Here is a 17,325-nt window from a genome sequence, read left to right on the forward strand (position 1 = left end):
CGGATTGCGTTCTTGAGAAGCTCAACGAGATTCTTGACAAATTAGACGGGGGGTGATAGACTGGAAGAAAATAACAGGTAATTTCGCTAAATAAAAATTTCCTGTAATAAGGGGGAGAGAAAATGGCAGAATATCAGGATTGCCCGGATTATTTAAAAGAATTCTTATTTTACATTCTTACTATTCGAGGACGCTCTAAACGCACAGTTGACGCTTATTATATCGATTTGCGTACATTTTTAAGATACATAAAGTGTGTTAAAATAATTAAACAGGACCCGGATAATCAAGATGATTTTTCGAAAATACAAATTAAAGATATCTCAATTGAAGATATTTCATCAATAACTCTTTCTGATGTCTATGCGTTTTTATCATTTGCAGCGAATGATCGTGATAATAATGCTAAAACCCGTTCCCGTAAGGTGTCTTCAATCAGATCTTTTTTTCGTTATCTAACAGTAAAGTCAAATTATTTAAAAACGAATCCTGTTGAAAATTTGGAAGTACCATCAATAAAGAAATCTATGCCGCGTTACTTGACCCTGGAAGAAAGTTTAGAATTGCTGACACGTATAGAGTCGAGCAATTATGAACGGGATTTTTGTATTGTAACACTTTTCCTAAACTGCGGTATGAGGCTTTCGGAATTAGTCGGTATTAACTTGTATGACATCAGAGAAAATACAATCAGACTGCTTGGTAAAGGTAATAAAGAACGAATGATCTATTTGAATGATGCGTGTCAAAATGCAATATCAGCCTATTTAGATGTACGCACACCGCCAAACAATGAAAAACACCGGGATGCCTTATTCCTTTCTTCACGTGGAACTCGGATTACGCCAAGACGGGTGGAACAGATCATTGCTGACTGTCTCAGGCAGGCAGGCTTGGAAGGACAAGGTTATTCTCCCCATAAGCTTCGCCATACTGCTGCTACGCTGATGTACCAGCATGGCAATGTGGATATCCGTGTGTTGAAGGAGATATTAGGCCACGTCAGTCTTTCAACAACTGAAATATATACTCACGTATCAAATACTCAAATGGAGAATGCAGCTAAAAATTCTCCGCTTTCTAATGTGACTCCCGTAAAGAAAAGACGTGCTCCTAAAGTTTCAAAGAGTGATTAAACCTCCCAGTTTATAAAAAAGGACTGCGTCTATCAAAGAAATCAATAAACAAATAACAGTAAATGCTACAAATTTCATACAGTAGCGGCGAACACGGGAAGAGTCTGTTTGCTGCTGCGCAAGTAATGTCATTCGGAAAAGAGAAACAGCCATTAATAAAGATGCCCTGCATGCCAAAATCAGCAAACAGGTTCCCATTAATAATACCGGAAACAAAAGAACCAGTATATATCGTATCGCCGAGAACCCATATTGCGCATAAAGCATTCCAATTGAAAAACCATAGCCTAAACCTTTAAATATGGGTACAAAAATAATAATAGGCTGAGAAATCGTGCAAAACCCACAGACAAACAATAAGACCAGCATTACAAATAAGGAACTGAATGTTGCCGCCGCGACACCCAAAAAGGAAGCTGTCTGACGGCGTTCGATATAACCGCCAAGTACAGCTTGCATCGTAGTTATCGTAGTGCTGTCAGCGTTTCGGATCAGCAACGTTCCAGCCAGCATTCCAAGCAAAAACAGGCCGGCAAGCAGATGATTCAATCCAAAATGTGTATGAAACGGCCGCAAAGCCAACCTCTCACGTCTTTGTGAAACTGGTTTTGCGGTCATTTGCTGATAGATCTTGTCCAAATTATAAGTATTCCAACTCATTGCAGCCATCCTTTCACTTTAACTTCTCATAGAAAGCATATGATGGCTGACATTTTTTTATTCCTTGCGGAATACTGCCCTTCTTCCCTCTTCCCTGTAGATGGTAATTTTTCACTTTCCAAGCTCATAAGCACGTTTGATCGTATCATCAAAGCACTCCAATAAAGCCTGATTAAAGTGATTTCTTGAGAGTGCCTCCAAGCCTTTAAAAGTAGTACCACCCTTGGATGTAACCATGTCGATCAGTTCCTGATGAGTCTTCCCTGTTTCCATCATCATTTTAGCGCAACCGATCAGGCTGTTGCAAAAAAGCCGGTTCGCAACTCCCGCATCAAATCCTAATTCGACGGCCCGGTCAACAAACACTTTTGCAAAGAGATAAATATAAGCCGGGCTGCTGCCATTCAGAGGAATCACTTCATTCATCATGTCCGGTGAAATCTCTTCCACCTTGCCTGCAGATGCAAACACTTCTTTGATAAAATGAAATTCTTCTGCTGTTGCAGGCTCAATACGGCTCAAAGCGATAGAACCATATCCTACCAAAAGAGGTGTATTTGGCATAACCCGAATCACTTTAGCGTCAAATCCAAGTTCCTGCTTAATTGCTTCAGCACTGATACCGGCCATGATTGTTACGAAAACTGTTTTAGGATTTGCATAAAGCTTAATCTCTGTCATTACATCTGTAAAGTTTTGCGGCTTCACAGATAAAACAACATATTCGCAAGCAGACACCAATTGCCCAATTGTATTGCAGGCATGAAATCCACAGTTTTGATAACTGTCACAGACATCCCGGTTAACATCGTAAACCGCGATTTCATCTGCGCTAAGCATCCGCGATGAAATAATTCCGTTGATAATTGCTCCAGCCATTTTACCAGTTCCAATAAACCCAATTTTCAACAAATCACTCCCTTAAAGTGTCGCCGCCTTAATCATAATTGCGCATTCGACACGTTTCTTTTCCAGTTCACAGGACAATTGAAACGGTTTCAGGATATCTCCGCAATATTGCATGCTGTTGGCGTTACATCCCCCGGAACAGTAAAATTTGGCCCAACAATTTTTACATTCCTTTTTACCGTAAACAGTGGCCGATGCAAACTGTTTCTTCCGTTCAAAGTCAAGTGACTGGCTGAACACATCACCCATCTTCCAATCGGTGTGCCCGACAAACTGATGACAGGGATAAACATCGCCGGAAGGCGTAACAGCAACGTATTCGTTGCCGCAGCCACAGCCACGCAAACGTTTAATTGCACAGGGACCTTGATCCAAGTCAATCATGAAGTGGAAAAAGTTGAAATCTTCCTTGGTTCCTGCCCGTTTTACCATGATGTCGGCTAAACGTTCGTATTCAGCAAAAACCTCAGGAAGATCTTGTTCGGTTAAAGCATATGGCGCTGAAGGATCAGCCACTACCGGCTCCACCGAAATCTGATCAAAGCCCAGACTATTTAAATGCAGCACATCATTTGCAAAATCCTTATTAAACTTTGTGAAAGTACCTCTTACATAGTACTGGTCAAACTGGCCATTCCGGCGCTTTTCTACCAAACGCTGGAATTTTGGAATAATGCTGGCATAGCTCCCCCTGCCGTCAACATGGGGGCGCATAGGATCATTGACTTCTTTACGGCCGTCAATGGACAATACCACATTGGACATTTCCCGGTTGATAAAATCTATTTTATCATCGTTCAGCAAAATGCCGTTCGTTGTAATTGTAAAGCGAAATAGCTTGTCATGTTCTTTTTCAAGCGAACGTGCATATTTTACAACTTCTTTGACCACATCAAAGTTCATCAGTGGCTCGCCGCCGAAAAAATCGACCTCTAAATTATGCCGTCCATAGGAATACTTAATCAAATAGTCAATTGCCGCTTTTCCAATCTCGGCAGACATCAACTCCCGATGCCCCATATATTCGCCGGAATCCGCGAAACAATATTTGCAGCGCAGATTGCAGTCATGGGCGATATGTAAACACATTGCTTTCACCGGGGATGGCACCATCATCTTTGCAAATTTATCATAATCATCTGAGGAAAATAATTGGTCTGCCTTGTGCAGAGTAAAAATTTCCTGATAAGTTTCTTCAATTTCCTGTCTGGTATGCCCCTGTTCAAAACGCTGAAACAGCCAGTCCGGGCATTTTTCGGTGAGCTGTTCGTCCAAACAGCCGAGCATGTCGTAAAACAGATCATCCACAATATGTACAGCACCGCTGTTCACATCAAGTACGATATTGTAACCATTTAGCTTATATTGATGTATCATTCTAATTCTCCATAATGAAACTTTAGCGTAAAAGGATAATGGCAGTTCTGCAACTGCCATTATCCTCAAACAAAAAATCCAATTTATTTGTTTTTGTTTTCACATTTCTGATTAGCAACAGTGCAGGAAGTTTTGCAGGCGGATTGGCAGGATGCCTGACATTCGCCGCAACCGCCTTTAACAGCGGATTCTTTTAAGTTCGCATGGTTAATCGTTTTTACGTGTTTCATGACTTATATCCTCGTTTCTTTGAATTTGCCCAATTATTATATCATGTTTCTGGCAATAATTCAATCATCTGCATTTTTTTCTTTTGTTGACTCCGGCTACTCCGCCAATGGAGCCGGCAAGAAGAACGGCAACCAATTTTGTCAGTGCCGCTATGCCAAAATCCCCTCCACATAATGCGAGACTGGCCAAGCTTAAAACGCCAAACAGGCAAATTCCACACACCAGCCCCATCAGCAACCCCTTTTCACGGGACATGCCGGAACTGATCAGTCCAGCAATCATACCGCCAAAAACGAATGTCAGAGTTGCCATCAGTGTGACAGCAGATTCTGGAACATCCTGAAGCTCCATAACCACAGACATGAAAATCAGCAATAACAGACACGCCGCCACGCCCGAAATAATTCCATAAGTAATTGGGCGGAAAAAACGTTTCGCCCCCTGCATATTAGGCTGCTTCAAATAAATCCCCCCTTTTTGTACAAGAGTATTCATTTGTACAGCCCAATATGCCAGTCCGTTTATTACTTAACAGCAGGAGCTTTTTCGTGCGGAGTGTTATTCTGCTGGATTGCCCAGCGGGCAATCCGGATTTTATTCCGGTCAGAACCCGTTTCAATTAAAAGGCTGTCATCACGCATAGAAATAATGGTTCCGATAACACCGCCAATTGTGATAATCTCATCTCCAACTTCAAGATTGGAGCGCATAGACTGGGTCTCTTTTTCACGTTTTTTTTGTGGCCTGATCAGCAAAAAATAAAAAATGACAAAAATCAGGACTAACGGCAAAAAGCTCATCAGAGTTCCGGCGGTGCCAGCCTGTGTAGCTGTAGCATCCAGTAGTAACATTGAAACGACCTCCAAATTTTATGAAAAATTTTAGACATTGGTATTATTATACTGTTTTTTTGTATGTCATGCAAGTACTTTATAAAACATGCATCCATTAAATTCTGCGCCCTAAAATTGGTACCCAGTGTTTATAAAAAGTTTCAAAAGTTCCATTATCCAATGCTTCACGAATTTTTTCCATCAGCGTATTATAAAAATACAGGTTATGCATGACTCCCAGCCGGGAAGCTAAAATTTCGTTCGAACGGAACAAATGACGAAGATAAGCCCTGCTGTGGTCACGGCATACAGGGCAGCCGCAGTGCTCATCCAACGGATGCGGATCGGTTTTATATTTTTCATTATGCAGGATACGGATACCGTCCCATGTAAACAGGGTTCCGTGACGCGCATTGCGGCTCGGCATCACACAGTCAAACAGGTCAATCCCTCTGTGTACCCCTTCCAGGATGTTGACAGGCGTCCCTACCCCCATTAAATAACGCGGCTTATCAGATGGCATATACGGTTCGACAGCCTCAATCGTATCATACATTTCCTGTACTGTTTCCCCTACCGCCAGACCGCCGATGGCATAGCCGTTTAAATCAAGCTCTGCGATTTCCTGCATGTGTTGAATTCTCAAATCTGTGTAAGTAGAGCCCTGATTGATGCCGAACAGCATCTGGTGAGGATTCAGTGTATCTGGCAAAGCGTTCAGCCGCTCCAGTTCCTTTTTGCAGCGCACAAGCCATCTGGTCGTCCGAGCGATCGATCTGGATACATAGTCATAAGGCGCGGGATTTTCTACGCACTCATCGAAAGCCATGGCAATCGTGGATGCTAAATTGGACTGGATGCGCATGCTTTCTTCCGGCCCCATAAAAATCCGATGGCCGTCTAAATGACAGGCAAACGTAACCCCTTCCTCTTTAATTTTGCGCAGCTTCGCAAGGGAAAATACCTGAAACCCACCGCTGTCTGTCAAAATGGGACGATGCCAGTTCATAAACTTGTGAAGGCCGCCCATTTCGCGGATAACATCATCCCCGGGACGAACATGCAGATGATAGGTGTTGCACAGTTCAACCTGACACTTTAAGTCTACCAAGTCGATAGAGGAAATGCCGCCTTTAATCGCAGCCGAAGTGCCCACATTCATAAATGCGGGGGTCTGCACGGTACCATGTACTGTCTCAAATTCCCCTCGCCGCGCATGACCTTCTTTTTTCATTAATCTGTACATTTTTCATTCTCCTTATACAATCAGCATTGCGTCCCCGAAACTAAAAAATCTGTAATGCTCTTTAACAGCGGTTTCATAAGCTTTCATCGTGTGCTCATAACCTGCAAACGCACTGACCAGCATAATCAAGGTGCTTTCTGGAAGATGGAAATTCGTAATCAGGCCATCCAATACTTTAAACTGATAACCCGGATAAATAAAAATGCTGGTGTTGTCGTCGTCTTCACGAATTTTCCCGAGCTTTGTGGCTACAGATTCCAAAGTGCGGCAGCTGGTTGTTCCAACCGCGATCACGCGATTCCCTCTTTTTTTCGTTTCATTGATCACATCCGCGGTATGTTTTGAAAGATGATAGTGTTCGGAATGCATATGGTGCTCCGTAATTTCCTCCACCTTAACCGGGCGAAAAGTGCCTATTCCAACATGCAACGTTACATCGACAACATTGATTCCTTTCTTTTGAATCTTTTCAAGCAGCTCTTTTGTAAAATGCAAGCCGGCGGTCGGTGCCGCGGCGGAACCAAGCTCTTTGGAATAAACGGTCTGATACCGTTCATTATCCTGAAGCTCCTTTGTAATATAAGGAGGCAAAGGCATCTTTCCAATCTGTTCCAAAATCGGATAAATATTGGAGCCCTCATAATGCATATGAACCAACCGGTTTCCGCCTTCCACTGTTTTCAGGATTTCAGCAGTCAAAAGACCGTTTCCGAATACAAAGCGTGCGCCTTCCTTTGCCTTTTTTCCCGGCTTGACCATAACCTCCCAGACATCTCTTTCTTTTTGTTCCAAAAGAAGAAATTGCATGGCGCCTCCGGTTTTTTCCTTCGTTCCAAAAAGCCGTGCGGGAATGACTCTTGAAGTATTGACTACCAGTGTATCTCCCGGATTCAGAAAGTCAATGATATCATAAAAGTGATAGTGGTCTGTTTCTCCTGTCCGGCGATCCAGCTTTAATAAACGGGAATGATCCCGGGGTTCTATCGGTGTTTGCGCAATCTGATCTTCAGGCAGATCAAAAAAGAAGTCCGATTTTTTCATTTTTTCAGGTCCTCCAAATTTCCAGGCAATTTATTGTGTTAAATCATCATATTTTGTTGACATCAGCGATTTTCAATGATAATATTATAAAAAATAGAATCATCGAGTATATATTATATTAAGCCGAACCGGTAGAGGCGCGTCTTTCATCAGTATCCGGACCTAGACTGCCAGAGTCGTTAAAAGCCGTGTGAAAGGGACAGACGCCGAAGAAAGATGCTGGCAACATTTTTCTGGGCACATGGTCGAAAGACGTGTGACTGTCATCATGTAATATGATGGAGAGCTATGGGTGGCAACGGGATACGTATGTCCTGTGTCAATCACGATAACTTCTCTATTATATTGCAATTTGCGCCGGTTTTCAACCGGTTTTTTTAATATCTGAACGTATGACGTAAAATGATTCGATTGAAAGGAATGTCGAGCAATGAAAGAATTTCATGTTGGTGTTGTTGGCGCAACAGGTATGGTTGGACAGAGATTTATTTCTCTGCTGGAAAATCATCCTTGGTTCCGCCTTGTCGTGGTAGCCGCTTCCCCCCGTTCAGCGGGAAAAACGTATGAAGAAGCAATCGGTAACCGCTGGGCGATGCCTGCCCCGATGCCGGAAGCTGTTAAAAAGATGATAGTCATGGACGCTTCCGATGTGGAAGCGGTCGTGAAAAAAGTTGATTTTGTTTTCTGCGCGGTTGATATGAAAAAAGATGAAATTAAGGCGCTGGAAGAGGCTTACGCGAAGGCAGAATGCCCGGTCATTTCCAATAACTCCGCTCACAGGTTTACCCCCGACGTTCCTATGATTATTCCCGAAATCAACGCTGCCCATGCCGAGATTATTCCCGCGCAGCGCAAACGCCTTGGCACGAAACGCGGCTTTATCGCTGTAAAGTCCAATTGCTCTTTGCAGAGTTATGTCCCCGCCCTGCACCCGCTGAGGGCTGATTTTGGCGTCACAAAGTCACTTGTCTGTACCTATCAGGCAATTTCCGGTGCCGGAAAGACCTTTGAGACCTGGCCGGAAATGATTGATAACGTGATCCCGTTTATCGGGGGCGAAGAAGGCAAGAGCGAAAATGAGCCGCTGAAGATCTGGGGAGAAGTAAAAGACGGAGAAATTGTGTCTGCGAAATCCCCTTCCCTCACAGCACAGTGCCTGCGGGTTCCTTGCAGTGACGGCCATATGGCTGCGGTGTTTGTCAGCTTTGACAGGAAACCCACTATTGAACAGATCAAAGAAAAATGGGCCTCCTATTCCGGTGAACCGCAGGCTCTCAATCTGCCCAGTGCACCGAAGCAATTTCTGCACTATTTTGAGGAAGAAAATCGTCCGCAGACCAAGTTGGACCGTAATCTGGAAAACGGCATGGCGGTCTCTATCGGCCGGCTTCGCCAAGATACGCAATACGATTACAAGTTTGTTTGCCTTTCCCACAATACCCTGCGCGGAGCAGCGGGCGGCGGTGTTCTGCTCGCTGAATTGCTCGCGGCAAAAGGTTATTTTGATTAATCTGACATAATACTATTGGTAAAGGATTGATTCATCGTGAAAAATACGATTTTCACAGGCGCTGGATGCGCGATCATTACCCCAATGCATGAAGACGGCTCCATAGACTGGGAAGAGTTGGGCCGTATTATTGACCATCAAATTGCTCATGGAACGGATGCGATTGTGATTGCCGGTACGACCGGAGAGGCCTCAACATTCAGTGATGAAGAACATGTGGAGTCCGTCCGGTTTACCGTAGACAAGGTTGGCAGACGCGTACCAGTTGTGGCAGGCGTCGGGAGCAACCACACAGATTACGCTGTATGGCTTTCGAAAGAAGCGAAAGCAGCTGGCGCTGATGCGCTGCTGCATGTGACGCCCTATTATAATAAGACCTCCCAACCGGGGTTGATTCGGCACTTTGAAGCCATTGCAGATGCCACCGATCTGCCAATCATTTTATATAATGTACCCAGCCGCACGGGGATGAACATTAAGCCGGAAACCTATCTGGCGTTATCTAAACACCCCAATATCGTGGCAGTGAAGGAAGCCAACGGAAATCTTTCCGCAGTTGCTCAAACACGCTATCTTTGCGGTGATAATCTTGATATCTATTCCGGAAACGATGACCAAATTGTTCCGATCCTCTCTTTGGGTGGGAAAGGCGTCATTTCCGTACTTTCCAATATCATGCCAAAAGAAACGCATGATATCTGCCAGCTTTACTTTGACGGCAAAACGGCAGAAAGCGCAGCACTTCAAATCCGGTTGATGGGACTCATTGACGTCCTGTTCTGTGATGTAAACCCCATTCCGGTTAAAGAGGCAATGAATCTGCTCGGCTGGAAAGCCGGACATTGCAGATTGCCGCTTGTTGATATCAGTGATGCGGGCAGAGAACTGCTGATAAAAGAAATGAAAGCCGTTAAACTCCTTTGATGAGCGGCTGATGGAGGTTCAAATGAAAAGGATCCTGCTGTCCGGCTGTAACGGAAAGATGGGGAGAATGATTACCGCCTGTGTGCGGGAACGAAACGACTGCACAATCGTAGCCGGAATTGATATTTCCGGGACGGTTTTGGACGCCTATCCGGTATTTACCTCTCTGGTTGAATGTTCGGTTGAGTCTGATGTCATCATTGATTTTTCCCACCCAAGTGCGCTCGGACCTCTGTTAGAATACGCTGTGCATGCCCATGTGCCGGCTGTAATCGCTACTACAGGGCTTTCTGCCGCCCAAATTGCCCTGATTCATGAAAAATCCAAAGAGGTTCCACTGTTTTTTACCTTTAATATGTCGCTTGGCGTCAACCTTTTGGCACAGCTGGCAAAAAAAGCCGCATCGGTACTTGGGGATCAGTTTGATATTGAAATCATTGAAAAACATCATAATCAGAAGATTGATGCCCCAAGCGGTACCGCGCTGATGCTTGCAGATGCGGTTTCAAGCGCTTTGGCCAATGAGCCTCAGTACATTTATGATCGACATGCCATACGTAAAAAGCGTTCTAAAGACGAGATCGGAATTCATTCGGTGCGCGGGGGAACAATTGTAGGAGAGCATGAAGTTATTTTCGCCGGCCGTGACGAAGTCATCACACTTTCCCATTCGGCGGCCAGTAAAGAAGTATTTGCCGTTGGAAGCATCAATGCCGCACTGTTCCTGTGCGATCAGGAAAATGGCTTATACGATATGGGAGATCTTGTTTAATCGGCAGAGAAAGGAAGCGCTGAATATGAATGGCGTGTCAAAGATGACAATTTGTGAAGATGTGGCTCTTGTCACTTTCCACAAGGTACCAAACAATCTTTCTTTGATATCAGAGATTTTTTCTGAGTTTTCAAAAGCAGGAATTAATTTGGATATGATCAGCCAGACTGCCCCGCAGGGCCATTTGATTGATCTTTCGTTTACTCTGCCTTCGAGTCAGCTTATTAAAGTACTGGAACTGGCCGGACGCTTCCGCGAAAAAAGTTCGGAGTTAAAACCGATGATCAGCAATGGGAACTGCAAGATTCAGCTTTATGGTGAAGAAATGCGGTCAATGTACGGGGTTGCGGCTTCCGCGATCGCTGCGATAGAAAAAACAGGTGTCGAACTTGCTCTCATTACAACGAGTGAAGTGGATATCTCGCTTTTGGTAACACAACCACACTTCGGTGAAGCTGTTGAAGCCTTGGAAAATGCCTTTTCCGTTCGTGCGGAATTCTGAACAAAATGAATTCAGGCGGAAGAACTGATCAGTTCTTCCGCCTGTTGCTTTTACCTAAATTTCATTTTGAAAAGTAAAAAAGCCTGAGCTTCTCATAGAAACATAATCGGAACCAGCAAAAATAAAATGGTCAATTAATTTAATTTTTGCCACTCCCAACGCCTGATAAATAATTTGTGTAGCTACAAGGTCCGCATTTGATGGAATCGCAAGACCATTCGGATGATTATGCGCAAGAATTACCGACATTGCAGAACAGCGAAGTGCAATTTCAAGAATATTGCGGGTATACATGGGTGCGGAATCAATCGTACCTTCAACAATAAAGTCACCATAAGCCACGCCGCCTTTATTATTCAGACATAGCAAGAAAATCTGTTCTTTTGTCCGTCCAATAAATTTCGGCCGAAGAAATTCACCAATTGCATCGATTGTCGTTAAGGTAACTGTTTTTTGATCACAATCATCTAAATAACGACGAGCCAGATCGGGAATCATCTTGATGAGGGTGGCAACATTGTGGCCTACCCCTTCTACCTTGCATAGCTCATCAAAATGTGCATTGAAAACCGCAGACAGCGAACCAAACTGTTTAAGCAGCCGATGTGCCAATTCGTTGGTATCCCGTTGAGGCACTGCGTAAAATAAAAGCAACTCCAGCACATTGTGTGTTTCAAAATCATCCAAACCATTTTTTAAAAAACGGTCCTTCAAACGTTGCCTATGCCCTTCATGAACGCTCGACATCCGCACACCACCGTTGATTTCCTTTTATTTTTTATTAGCCAGATTTCTGCTGCCGGGCTTTATTGCCGGGAACTTCCCCTCTTTGCATAGCGGACACTCATCAGCCTCCCAGGAAGTCACTTCAATCGGATAAACTGACTTGAACGGAACCCCAAAATCCACAGTCCCGTTACTGCGATCCACAATAGAACCAATTCCGACAACAATGCCTCCGGCCTCTTTGACTAATTCCGCTACTTCCTTAACGGAGCCGCCGGTTGTTACCACATCTTCAACAAGCAGGCAGCGCATGCCTTGTGTCACTTCGAATCCACGGCGCAAAACCATCTTTCCGTCTACACGTTCGGTAAAGAAATTTTCACATCCAATCGCACGACTTACCTCATATGCCATTTGTACCGCTCCCATGGCAGGCCCGATCACAACATCTATTATTTCATCTTTATATTGTTCTGCTAAAGCAGCACAAAGTTCTTCACTGTATTTCGTGTGGCGAAAAATTTTCGCGCACTGCATATATTTATCCGAGTGCCTTCCCGATGTAAGTAAAAAATGTCCTTCCAAAAGGACTCCGGATTCCCTTAATATTTCCTCAACTCGTTCACGTGTTATCATGGTTGCTCCCTCACTTGTATTAGATCATTTATTTATTATTATATCAAACGAAAGTATTTTTGCAAATAGAATCTATCGAATATCAGTTAAATATGCTATAATTATCCGCATACACAGGTTTTGGAGGATATTATGAAACAATTTGTCATTAATACCAACGATGCCGGACAGCGCGTTGATAAGTTTCTAGCGAAAGCTGTTCCCTTATTGCCGCAGTCTTTGCTCTATAAGTCAATCCGTTTGAAACGGATCAAACTGAATGGGAAACGCTGCGATAGTTCCACACGCCTTACCGAAGGCGACGAATTGTCTCTTTACCTCAATGATGAATTTTTCGCAGAATCAGAATCCAGGCAATCATTTTTACACGCTCCGACAGCGCTTTCCATTGTTTATGAGGACGAAAATATCCTATTGATCGATAAGCGCCCCGGACTGGTCGTACATGAAGATAACCAGCATACCGTAGATACTTTAATCAACCGCATTCTCCATTACCTGTATCAGAAAGGCGAGTATGACCCGAGTGCGGAAAACAGTTTTGTCCCTTCTCTTTGCAACCGTATTGATCTCAATACGGGAGGGATTGTAATTGCCGCCAAAAATGCAGCTTCCCTGCGCATCCTGAACGAAAAAATAAAAGAGCGGGAAATCATGAAGCAATACCTTTGCATTGTACACGGAACGATGCCGTTAAAAGAAGATACATTGAAAGGCTTTCTGTTAAAAGATACGGAAACAAATATGGCGAAAATTTTTGACCATCCAGTAAAAGATGGCCGAACAGTTCTCACACGTTACCGGGTGTTGGGACAAAACGGCAGATTTTCTCTGCTGGAGATTGATTTGCTTACCGGACGAACACACCAAATCCGAGCGCATCTTGCCTCCATTGGGCATCCTTTGCTTGGGGATACCAAATATGGGCACAACCGTGATAACAAAGGAACAGGATATAAATCGCAGGCACTCTATTCCTATAAACTAACTTTTTGTTTTTCAACCGACGCAGATATTTTAAATTATCTGAACGAAAAAAGCTTCGAAGTGAAGCAGATTTGGTTTCGAGATGATTTTCTTACTGGAAAAATTAAATAATATAAGAACAAAGCCCGTACTGTCACCAGTACGGGCTTCTCTTTATGCGCCTTTAGAAATTGTTTCACAACGGGATTCGCAGGTTACAATCGCGCCTGTCGGACAAGCGGCGGCACAGGCACCACAGTTTGTACACTTAGCAGGATCGATTGCAGCCAGGTTGTCGGTAACGGTAATCGCGCCGGATTCACAGGTCTTCTCACATTTTTTGCATCCGATACAACCGTTTTTACAAACTTTTCGGGTAAAAGCACCCTTATCATGTGAGCTGCAGCCCACATAAACCGTGCTTTTTTTAGGGATAATGTTAATTAAATGATTCGGACAAACCTTTGCGCACATGCCGCATCCTACACAAGCAGACTTGTCAATGATTGCAATGCCGTCTACAATTGAAATCGCTCCGTATTTACATACATCGACGCAATCACCGTAGCCGAGACAACCGTGTGAGCAGCTTCCTTTGCCCTGATAAAAGAAATTACAGGCTGCACAGGATTGTTTGCCGCGGTAATCCATGATGCTGTCGGTTGCGTAACAGTTGCCGGAGCAACGGACAACCGCATACTGCGGTTCCACATCTTCACTGACAACGCCGAGGGCTGCGCTTACTTTTTTCGCGACCTCACCTCCGCCGGGAATACACAGGTTTGTTTTTGCCCCATTATGGGCGCAGGCTTTTGCATAGTCATCACAGCCAGCATAGCCGCACGCACCGCAGTTTGCACCCGGCAGTTCAGCCCTGACGGCTTCAAACAATTCGTCGGCCGGTACAGCCATTACTTTTGCAGCAATAACCAACAAGATGGAAGCCAGCAGGCCGATTGCGCCTACAATTATAATCGGTAATATCATTTTGCCCTTGCCTCCTAACTATTTGAACAGGCCGTCAACGATACCGCTGAAGCCCATAAAGCTGATCGAACAGATGGACGCTGCAATCAGTGTAATCGGGATACCCTGAAAAGACTTCGGGACTGTGGCGGATGCATCGACACGGGAGCGTACGCCGGAAAACAGCACCATTGCCAGCAGGAATCCCAGTCCGGAACCAATCGAGTTCACCATTGACTGTGCAAAGTTATATCCTTCATCGAGGTTCAAAATTGTTACACCCAGCACAGCGCAGTTGGTGGTAATCAGCGGAAGGTAAATGCCCAGCCCGCGATGCAGAGCAGGGATATATCTTTTCAGGACCAGTTCGATAAATTGCACCAATGCGGCAATAATCAGAATAAACACAATGGTTTGCAGATATGTCAAATCTCTGGGTACAAGCACATAGGTATAAATAGGCCATGTGGCGGCGGTGGCCAGCGCCATAACAAATGTAACCGCTACGCTCATTCCAAACGCGGAATCCAGCTTTTTACTGACTCCAAGGAACGGGCAGATTCCCAGAAACTTTGCTAAAACGTAGTTGTTTACAAGAACCGCGCTGACAAGAATAATTGCAAATTCTTTCATCAGTTACAGCCTCCCTTCTGTGCAACAGAGCAGACAGATGCAGACGGACAGCCTGCACAGCCAAATTCTTTCTTTTTAATTGCTTTGCCCTTCGTCAGGAAGTTCACCAGCGCGATCAGCGCTCCGAAAACCATAAAGCCGCCGGGGGCAAGCAAAAAGACAATGACAGGATCCCATAAATTTGCAGTGATCGTGTAACCCATCCAGGTGCCGTTTCCAATCAATTCACGGATGGAACCCATGCAGAACAACGCAAGCGTAAATCCAAGCCCCATGCCAATACCGTCACAGGCAGAAGCCAAAACGGTATTTTTATTTGCAAACATTTCAGCGCGCCCAAGGATGATACAGTTCACAACGATCAGCGGCAGATAAACGCCGAGGGCTTTGTCCAAAGCGGGGGCATAAGCCTTCACCAAAAACTGAACGATCGTTACAAAACCTGCGATGACGACGATATAGCAAGGGATGCGGACCTTATCCGGAATGATATTTTTCAGAAGAGAAATTACCACATTTGACCCGATTAAAACGACCATTGCCGCCAAACCCATTCCGATACCGTTGACAGCCATGGTGGTAACCGCAAGTGTCGGGCAAGTACCAAGAATCAGGACCAAGGTAGGATTTTCTTTAATAATACCGTTTAATAATACCTGCCAATTGCTCTTTTTCGTTAAATCACTCATTGTTTATGCACCCTCCCCTACAGCCTCAAAAGCAGTATATGCGGTTGCAACCGCACGCAGGAACGCTTTCGAGGAAATGGTAGCTCCGGTAATGGTCTCAACGCCTTCCAGCTCCTTGTCTTTTCCGACGAACTGGCCGGTAAAGGACGGCATCCCGGTTTTTGAGCCCAATCCCGGAGTTTCTGAATTGTCAAGCAGCTTTGTGCCGGTAATTTTCCCATCAGAACCAATGCCGACCATAATTACATAAGCGCCGCCAAAGCCCTTGTCCTGAACTTTGAATGCCCATCCGGCACCGCTTTCGTCCTTAGCCGCAATCAGCAGTCCTTCAACGCCGTCGACCTGGACCTCAGTGAATGAGGTCGCGGCAGGAAGCACTTCCGACATTGCCTCATCGGATGCTTTCTTTTCCGACTGCGCAATCAGAGGCGCCGTTACATTATAGGTAGCGCCAAGCAGTCCCGAAGTAATGAGACAGATCGCTGTCAATACAATAATTGGTTTCAGTAACTCTTTCATATGCGCCCCTCCCCCTTATTCTGTTTTCTGCGCAAAGACAGCTCCAAACGGTTTTGTAATCGTGAGGCTGTCAATATGCGGTGTGATAATATTCATCAGCAAAATTGCGTAAGACATTCCTTCCGGATAAGAGCAGAAACTACGGATAATCATTGTAATGAAGCCGATGCCGATTCCGAAAATGGCCTTGCCCTTATCTGTAACGGGGCAGGTGGAATAATCTGTAGCCATAAAGAACGCGCCGATCATAGCACCGCCCGAAAGAACCGCATAAAACGGATTCGCACCGAAGAGAAGCGCAAACACAAAGATACTTCCAAGCGTAGATACCGGAATTACCCAGCTGATAATTCCCTTATAGATCAGGAACAAACCGCCCAGGAGAAGCGCAATTGCGCAGGTTTCCCCAAGTGAGCCGCCGCGGGCGCCTAAGAACATCTGAAGAAGCGAAGGCAGCTGCTCCATCTTGCCGCTCAGCGGAGTCGCGGAAGCAACCATGTCAACTCCCATGACGCGAATAATCTGGCCCGGAGTGGCTCCGGCAATAGACTCCATCGCTCCGCGTAAAGGCGCTACCCAGGAAGTCATATGGCCCGCAAAGGAGACTAACAGAAAAATGCGGGCGGTCGCCGCTGGGTTTGCAAAATTGCACCCGATTCCGCCAAACAGGCATTTTACCACAACAATCGCGATAAAAGCGCCAAATACGATCATCCACAATGGCAATGTAACGGGTACATTGCAGGCAAGAATGATTCCGGTTACCACGGCACTGCAGTCCCCAATGGTGGGTTCTCTTTTTGTCAGTATGGTAAACAGATATTCAAATAATACACAGGACAGCACGCTGACCACCGTCAATACTAAAGCCCGAAACCCGAAGTAATATACAGAAGCGAGGATGGTAGGAACCAAAGCAGCTGAGACCGTCAGCATAATTTTCTTTGTGGAAATGGAATCTTTAATATGCGGGGACGGTGTCATAATCAGTTTTGAACTTTCAGCTGCCTGGACTTGATTTTCCGTTATAATTGAAGCCAATTGATAGC

General features: G+C 44.9%; 21 protein-coding genes and 1 riboswitch. Of the genes, 6 read left to right on the forward strand and 15 right to left on the reverse strand.

Annotation, left to right across the window (positions count from 1 at the left end; genetic code table 11):
• Positions 1-122 precede the first annotated feature (122 nt).
• Positions 123-1,136, forward strand: a complete 1,014-nt coding sequence (locus tag C1A10_RS17295) for a tyrosine recombinase XerC (RefSeq protein WP_101911438.1) — start codon at positions 123-125, stop codon at positions 1,134-1,136.
• Here C1A10_RS17295 and C1A10_RS17300 read toward each other — a convergent pair.
• The 8 genes from C1A10_RS17300 to queA all read right to left on the reverse strand — a co-directional run bounded on the left by C1A10_RS17300 (position 1,122) and on the right by queA (position 7,433).
• Positions 1,122-1,796 (reverse strand): stage II sporulation protein M, encoded by a 675-nt coding sequence (locus tag C1A10_RS17300; RefSeq protein ID WP_145997763.1) that lies wholly within the window; start codon positions 1,794-1,796, stop codon positions 1,122-1,124. The two genes, C1A10_RS17295 and C1A10_RS17300, sit on opposite strands and share 15 nt — an antisense overlap.
• A 111-nt stretch (positions 1,797-1,907) precedes the next feature.
• Positions 1,908-2,705 (reverse strand): pyrroline-5-carboxylate reductase, encoded by a 798-nt coding sequence (proC, locus tag C1A10_RS17305; protein ID WP_101911440.1) that lies wholly within the window; start codon positions 2,703-2,705, stop codon positions 1,908-1,910.
• Between the two features lie 12 nt (positions 2,706-2,717).
• Positions 2,718-4,082: a thioether cross-link-forming SCIFF peptide maturase gene (gene scfB, locus C1A10_RS17310; RefSeq protein ID WP_101911441.1), complete on the reverse strand. Its 1,365-nt coding sequence runs from the start codon at positions 4,080-4,082 to the stop codon at positions 2,718-2,720.
• 83 nt (positions 4,083-4,165) lie between these two features.
• Entirely contained in the window at positions 4,166-4,312 is a 147-nt protein-coding gene (gene scfA / locus C1A10_RS17315; protein WP_101911442.1) for a six-cysteine ranthipeptide SCIFF, read from the reverse strand.
• Between the two features lie 64 nt (positions 4,313-4,376).
• A complete protein-coding gene (locus C1A10_RS17320; RefSeq protein WP_180951203.1) occupies positions 4,377-4,775 on the reverse strand; it encodes a TIGR04086 family membrane protein in 399 nt (132 codons plus the stop codon).
• Positions 4,776-4,837: 62 nt separating this feature from the next.
• The gene (yajC, locus tag C1A10_RS17325; RefSeq protein ID WP_101911444.1) at positions 4,838-5,164 is read right to left on the reverse strand and encodes a preprotein translocase subunit YajC; all 327 of its coding nucleotides are present in this window, start codon (positions 5,162-5,164) and stop codon (positions 4,838-4,840) included.
• Between the two features lie 97 nt (positions 5,165-5,261).
• Positions 5,262-6,392, reverse strand: coding sequence for a tRNA guanosine(34) transglycosylase Tgt (gene tgt, locus C1A10_RS17330; protein ID WP_101911445.1), 1,131 nt, complete (start codon positions 6,390-6,392; stop codon positions 5,262-5,264).
• A 12-nt stretch (positions 6,393-6,404) separates the two neighbouring features.
• Positions 6,405-7,433, reverse strand: coding sequence for a tRNA preQ1(34) S-adenosylmethionine ribosyltransferase-isomerase QueA (gene queA, locus C1A10_RS17335; RefSeq protein ID WP_101911446.1), 1,029 nt, complete (start codon positions 7,431-7,433; stop codon positions 6,405-6,407).
• A gap of 124 nt (positions 7,434-7,557) precedes the next feature.
• A riboswitch (Lysine riboswitch) is annotated at positions 7,558-7,730 on the forward strand.
• Between the two features lie 133 nt (positions 7,731-7,863).
• Between queA and asd the strand changes: the two genes are divergently transcribed.
• Genes asd through C1A10_RS17355 form a run of 4 tightly spaced genes read left to right on the forward strand, consistent with a single transcriptional unit; the run spans position 7,864 to position 11,141 of the window.
• Positions 7,864-8,943, forward strand: coding sequence for an aspartate-semialdehyde dehydrogenase (gene asd / locus C1A10_RS17340; protein WP_101911447.1), 1,080 nt, complete (start codon positions 7,864-7,866; stop codon positions 8,941-8,943).
• A gap of 36 nt (positions 8,944-8,979) precedes the next feature.
• A complete protein-coding gene (gene dapA, locus C1A10_RS17345) occupies positions 8,980-9,867 on the forward strand; it encodes a 4-hydroxy-tetrahydrodipicolinate synthase (RefSeq protein WP_101911448.1) in 888 nt (295 codons plus the stop codon).
• A gap of 22 nt (positions 9,868-9,889) precedes the next feature.
• Positions 9,890-10,639 (forward strand): 4-hydroxy-tetrahydrodipicolinate reductase, encoded by a 750-nt coding sequence (gene dapB, locus C1A10_RS17350; protein WP_101911449.1) that lies wholly within the window; start codon positions 9,890-9,892, stop codon positions 10,637-10,639.
• Positions 10,640-10,664: 25 nt separating this feature from the next.
• Entirely contained in the window at positions 10,665-11,141 is a 477-nt protein-coding gene (locus C1A10_RS17355) for an ACT domain-containing protein (RefSeq protein WP_101911450.1), read from the forward strand.
• Positions 11,142-11,195: 54 nt separating this feature from the next.
• Here C1A10_RS17355 and C1A10_RS17360 read toward each other — a convergent pair whose 3' ends face one another.
• Together C1A10_RS17360 and pyrE are read right to left on the reverse strand one after the other, a co-directional pair.
• On the reverse strand, positions 11,196-11,888 hold the full coding sequence (locus tag C1A10_RS17360; protein WP_101911451.1) for a JAB domain-containing protein: 693 nt from the start codon (positions 11,886-11,888) through the stop codon (positions 11,196-11,198).
• A 24-nt stretch (positions 11,889-11,912) separates the two neighbouring features.
• Positions 11,913-12,503, reverse strand: a complete 591-nt coding sequence (gene pyrE, locus C1A10_RS17365) for an orotate phosphoribosyltransferase (protein WP_101911452.1) — start codon at positions 12,501-12,503, stop codon at positions 11,913-11,915.
• A 132-nt stretch (positions 12,504-12,635) separates the two neighbouring features.
• Between pyrE and C1A10_RS17370 the strand changes: the two genes are divergently transcribed.
• A complete protein-coding gene (locus C1A10_RS17370) occupies positions 12,636-13,601 on the forward strand; it encodes an RluA family pseudouridine synthase (protein ID WP_101911453.1) in 966 nt (321 codons plus the stop codon).
• A gap of 42 nt (positions 13,602-13,643) precedes the next feature.
• On the opposite strand, the gene C1A10_RS17375 is transcribed toward C1A10_RS17370, so the two are convergent.
• From C1A10_RS17375 to C1A10_RS17395, 5 genes are read right to left on the reverse strand one after another with little or no spacing between them, the layout of a single operon-like run.
• Positions 13,644-14,456 carry an RnfABCDGE type electron transport complex subunit B gene (locus C1A10_RS17375; protein ID WP_101911454.1) on the reverse strand — a complete coding sequence of 271 codons (813 nt, stop codon included), beginning with the start codon at positions 14,454-14,456 and terminating at the stop codon, positions 13,644-13,646.
• Between the two features lie 18 nt (positions 14,457-14,474).
• The gene (gene rsxA / locus C1A10_RS17380; protein ID WP_101911455.1) at positions 14,475-15,068 is read right to left on the reverse strand and encodes an electron transport complex subunit RsxA; all 594 of its coding nucleotides are present in this window, start codon (positions 15,066-15,068) and stop codon (positions 14,475-14,477) included.
• The gene (gene rsxE / locus C1A10_RS17385) at positions 15,068-15,757 is read right to left on the reverse strand and encodes an electron transport complex subunit RsxE (protein WP_101911456.1); all 690 of its coding nucleotides are present in this window, start codon (positions 15,755-15,757) and stop codon (positions 15,068-15,070) included. Before rsxE ends, rsxA begins: the two co-directional genes overlap by 1 nt.
• A 3-nt stretch (positions 15,758-15,760) precedes the next feature.
• Positions 15,761-16,276 carry an RnfABCDGE type electron transport complex subunit G gene (locus C1A10_RS17390; RefSeq protein ID WP_101911457.1) on the reverse strand — a complete coding sequence of 172 codons (516 nt, stop codon included), beginning with the start codon at positions 16,274-16,276 and terminating at the stop codon, positions 15,761-15,763.
• 15 nt (positions 16,277-16,291) lie between these two features.
• The gene (locus C1A10_RS17395) at positions 16,292-17,317 is read right to left on the reverse strand and encodes an RnfABCDGE type electron transport complex subunit D (protein WP_479724269.1); all 1,026 of its coding nucleotides are present in this window, start codon (positions 17,315-17,317) and stop codon (positions 16,292-16,294) included.
• Between the last annotated feature and the right edge of the window lie 8 nt (positions 17,318-17,325).

It is taken from the genome of Marasmitruncus massiliensis (genome assembly GCF_900186535.1).
GTDB classification, from domain to species: Bacteria; Bacillota; Clostridia; order Oscillospirales; family Ruminococcaceae; genus Anaerotruncus; species Anaerotruncus massiliensis_A.

Coding starts and splice junctions, on each gene's coding strand:
- C1A10_RS17295 (WP_101911438.1), top strand. CDS start 123: ATGGCAGAATATCAGGATTGCCCGGATTATTTAAAAGAATTCTTATTT.
- C1A10_RS17300 (WP_145997763.1), bottom strand. CDS start 1,796: ATGAGTTGGAATACTTATAATTTGGACAAGATCTATCAGCAAATGACC.
- scfB (WP_101911441.1), bottom strand. CDS start 4,082: ATGATACATCAATATAAGCTAAATGGTTACAATATCGTACTTGATGTG.
- scfA (WP_101911442.1), bottom strand. CDS start 4,312: ATGAAACACGTAAAAACGATTAACCATGCGAACTTAAAAGAATCCGCT.
- yajC (WP_101911444.1), bottom strand. CDS start 5,164: ATGTTACTACTGGATGCTACAGCTACACAGGCTGGCACCGCCGGAACT.
- tgt (WP_101911445.1), bottom strand. CDS start 6,392: ATGTACAGATTAATGAAAAAAGAAGGTCATGCGCGGCGAGGGGAATTT.
- queA (WP_101911446.1), bottom strand. CDS start 7,433: ATGAAAAAATCGGACTTCTTTTTTGATCTGCCTGAAGATCAGATTGCG.
- asd (WP_101911447.1), top strand. CDS start 7,864: ATGAAAGAATTTCATGTTGGTGTTGTTGGCGCAACAGGTATGGTTGGA.
- dapB (WP_101911449.1), top strand. CDS start 9,890: ATGAAAAGGATCCTGCTGTCCGGCTGTAACGGAAAGATGGGGAGAATG.
- C1A10_RS17355 (WP_101911450.1), top strand. CDS start 10,665: ATGAATGGCGTGTCAAAGATGACAATTTGTGAAGATGTGGCTCTTGTC.
- C1A10_RS17360 (WP_101911451.1), bottom strand. CDS start 11,888: ATGTCGAGCGTTCATGAAGGGCATAGGCAACGTTTGAAGGACCGTTTT.
- pyrE (WP_101911452.1), bottom strand. CDS start 12,503: ATGATAACACGTGAACGAGTTGAGGAAATATTAAGGGAATCCGGAGTC.
- C1A10_RS17370 (WP_101911453.1), top strand. CDS start 12,636: ATGAAACAATTTGTCATTAATACCAACGATGCCGGACAGCGCGTTGAT.
- C1A10_RS17375 (WP_101911454.1), bottom strand. CDS start 14,456: ATGATATTACCGATTATAATTGTAGGCGCAATCGGCCTGCTGGCTTCC.
- rsxA (WP_101911455.1), bottom strand. CDS start 15,068: ATGAAAGAATTTGCAATTATTCTTGTCAGCGCGGTTCTTGTAAACAAC.
- rsxE (WP_101911456.1), bottom strand. CDS start 15,757: ATGAGTGATTTAACGAAAAAGAGCAATTGGCAGGTATTATTAAACGGT.
- C1A10_RS17390 (WP_101911457.1), bottom strand. CDS start 16,276: ATGAAAGAGTTACTGAAACCAATTATTGTATTGACAGCGATCTGTCTC.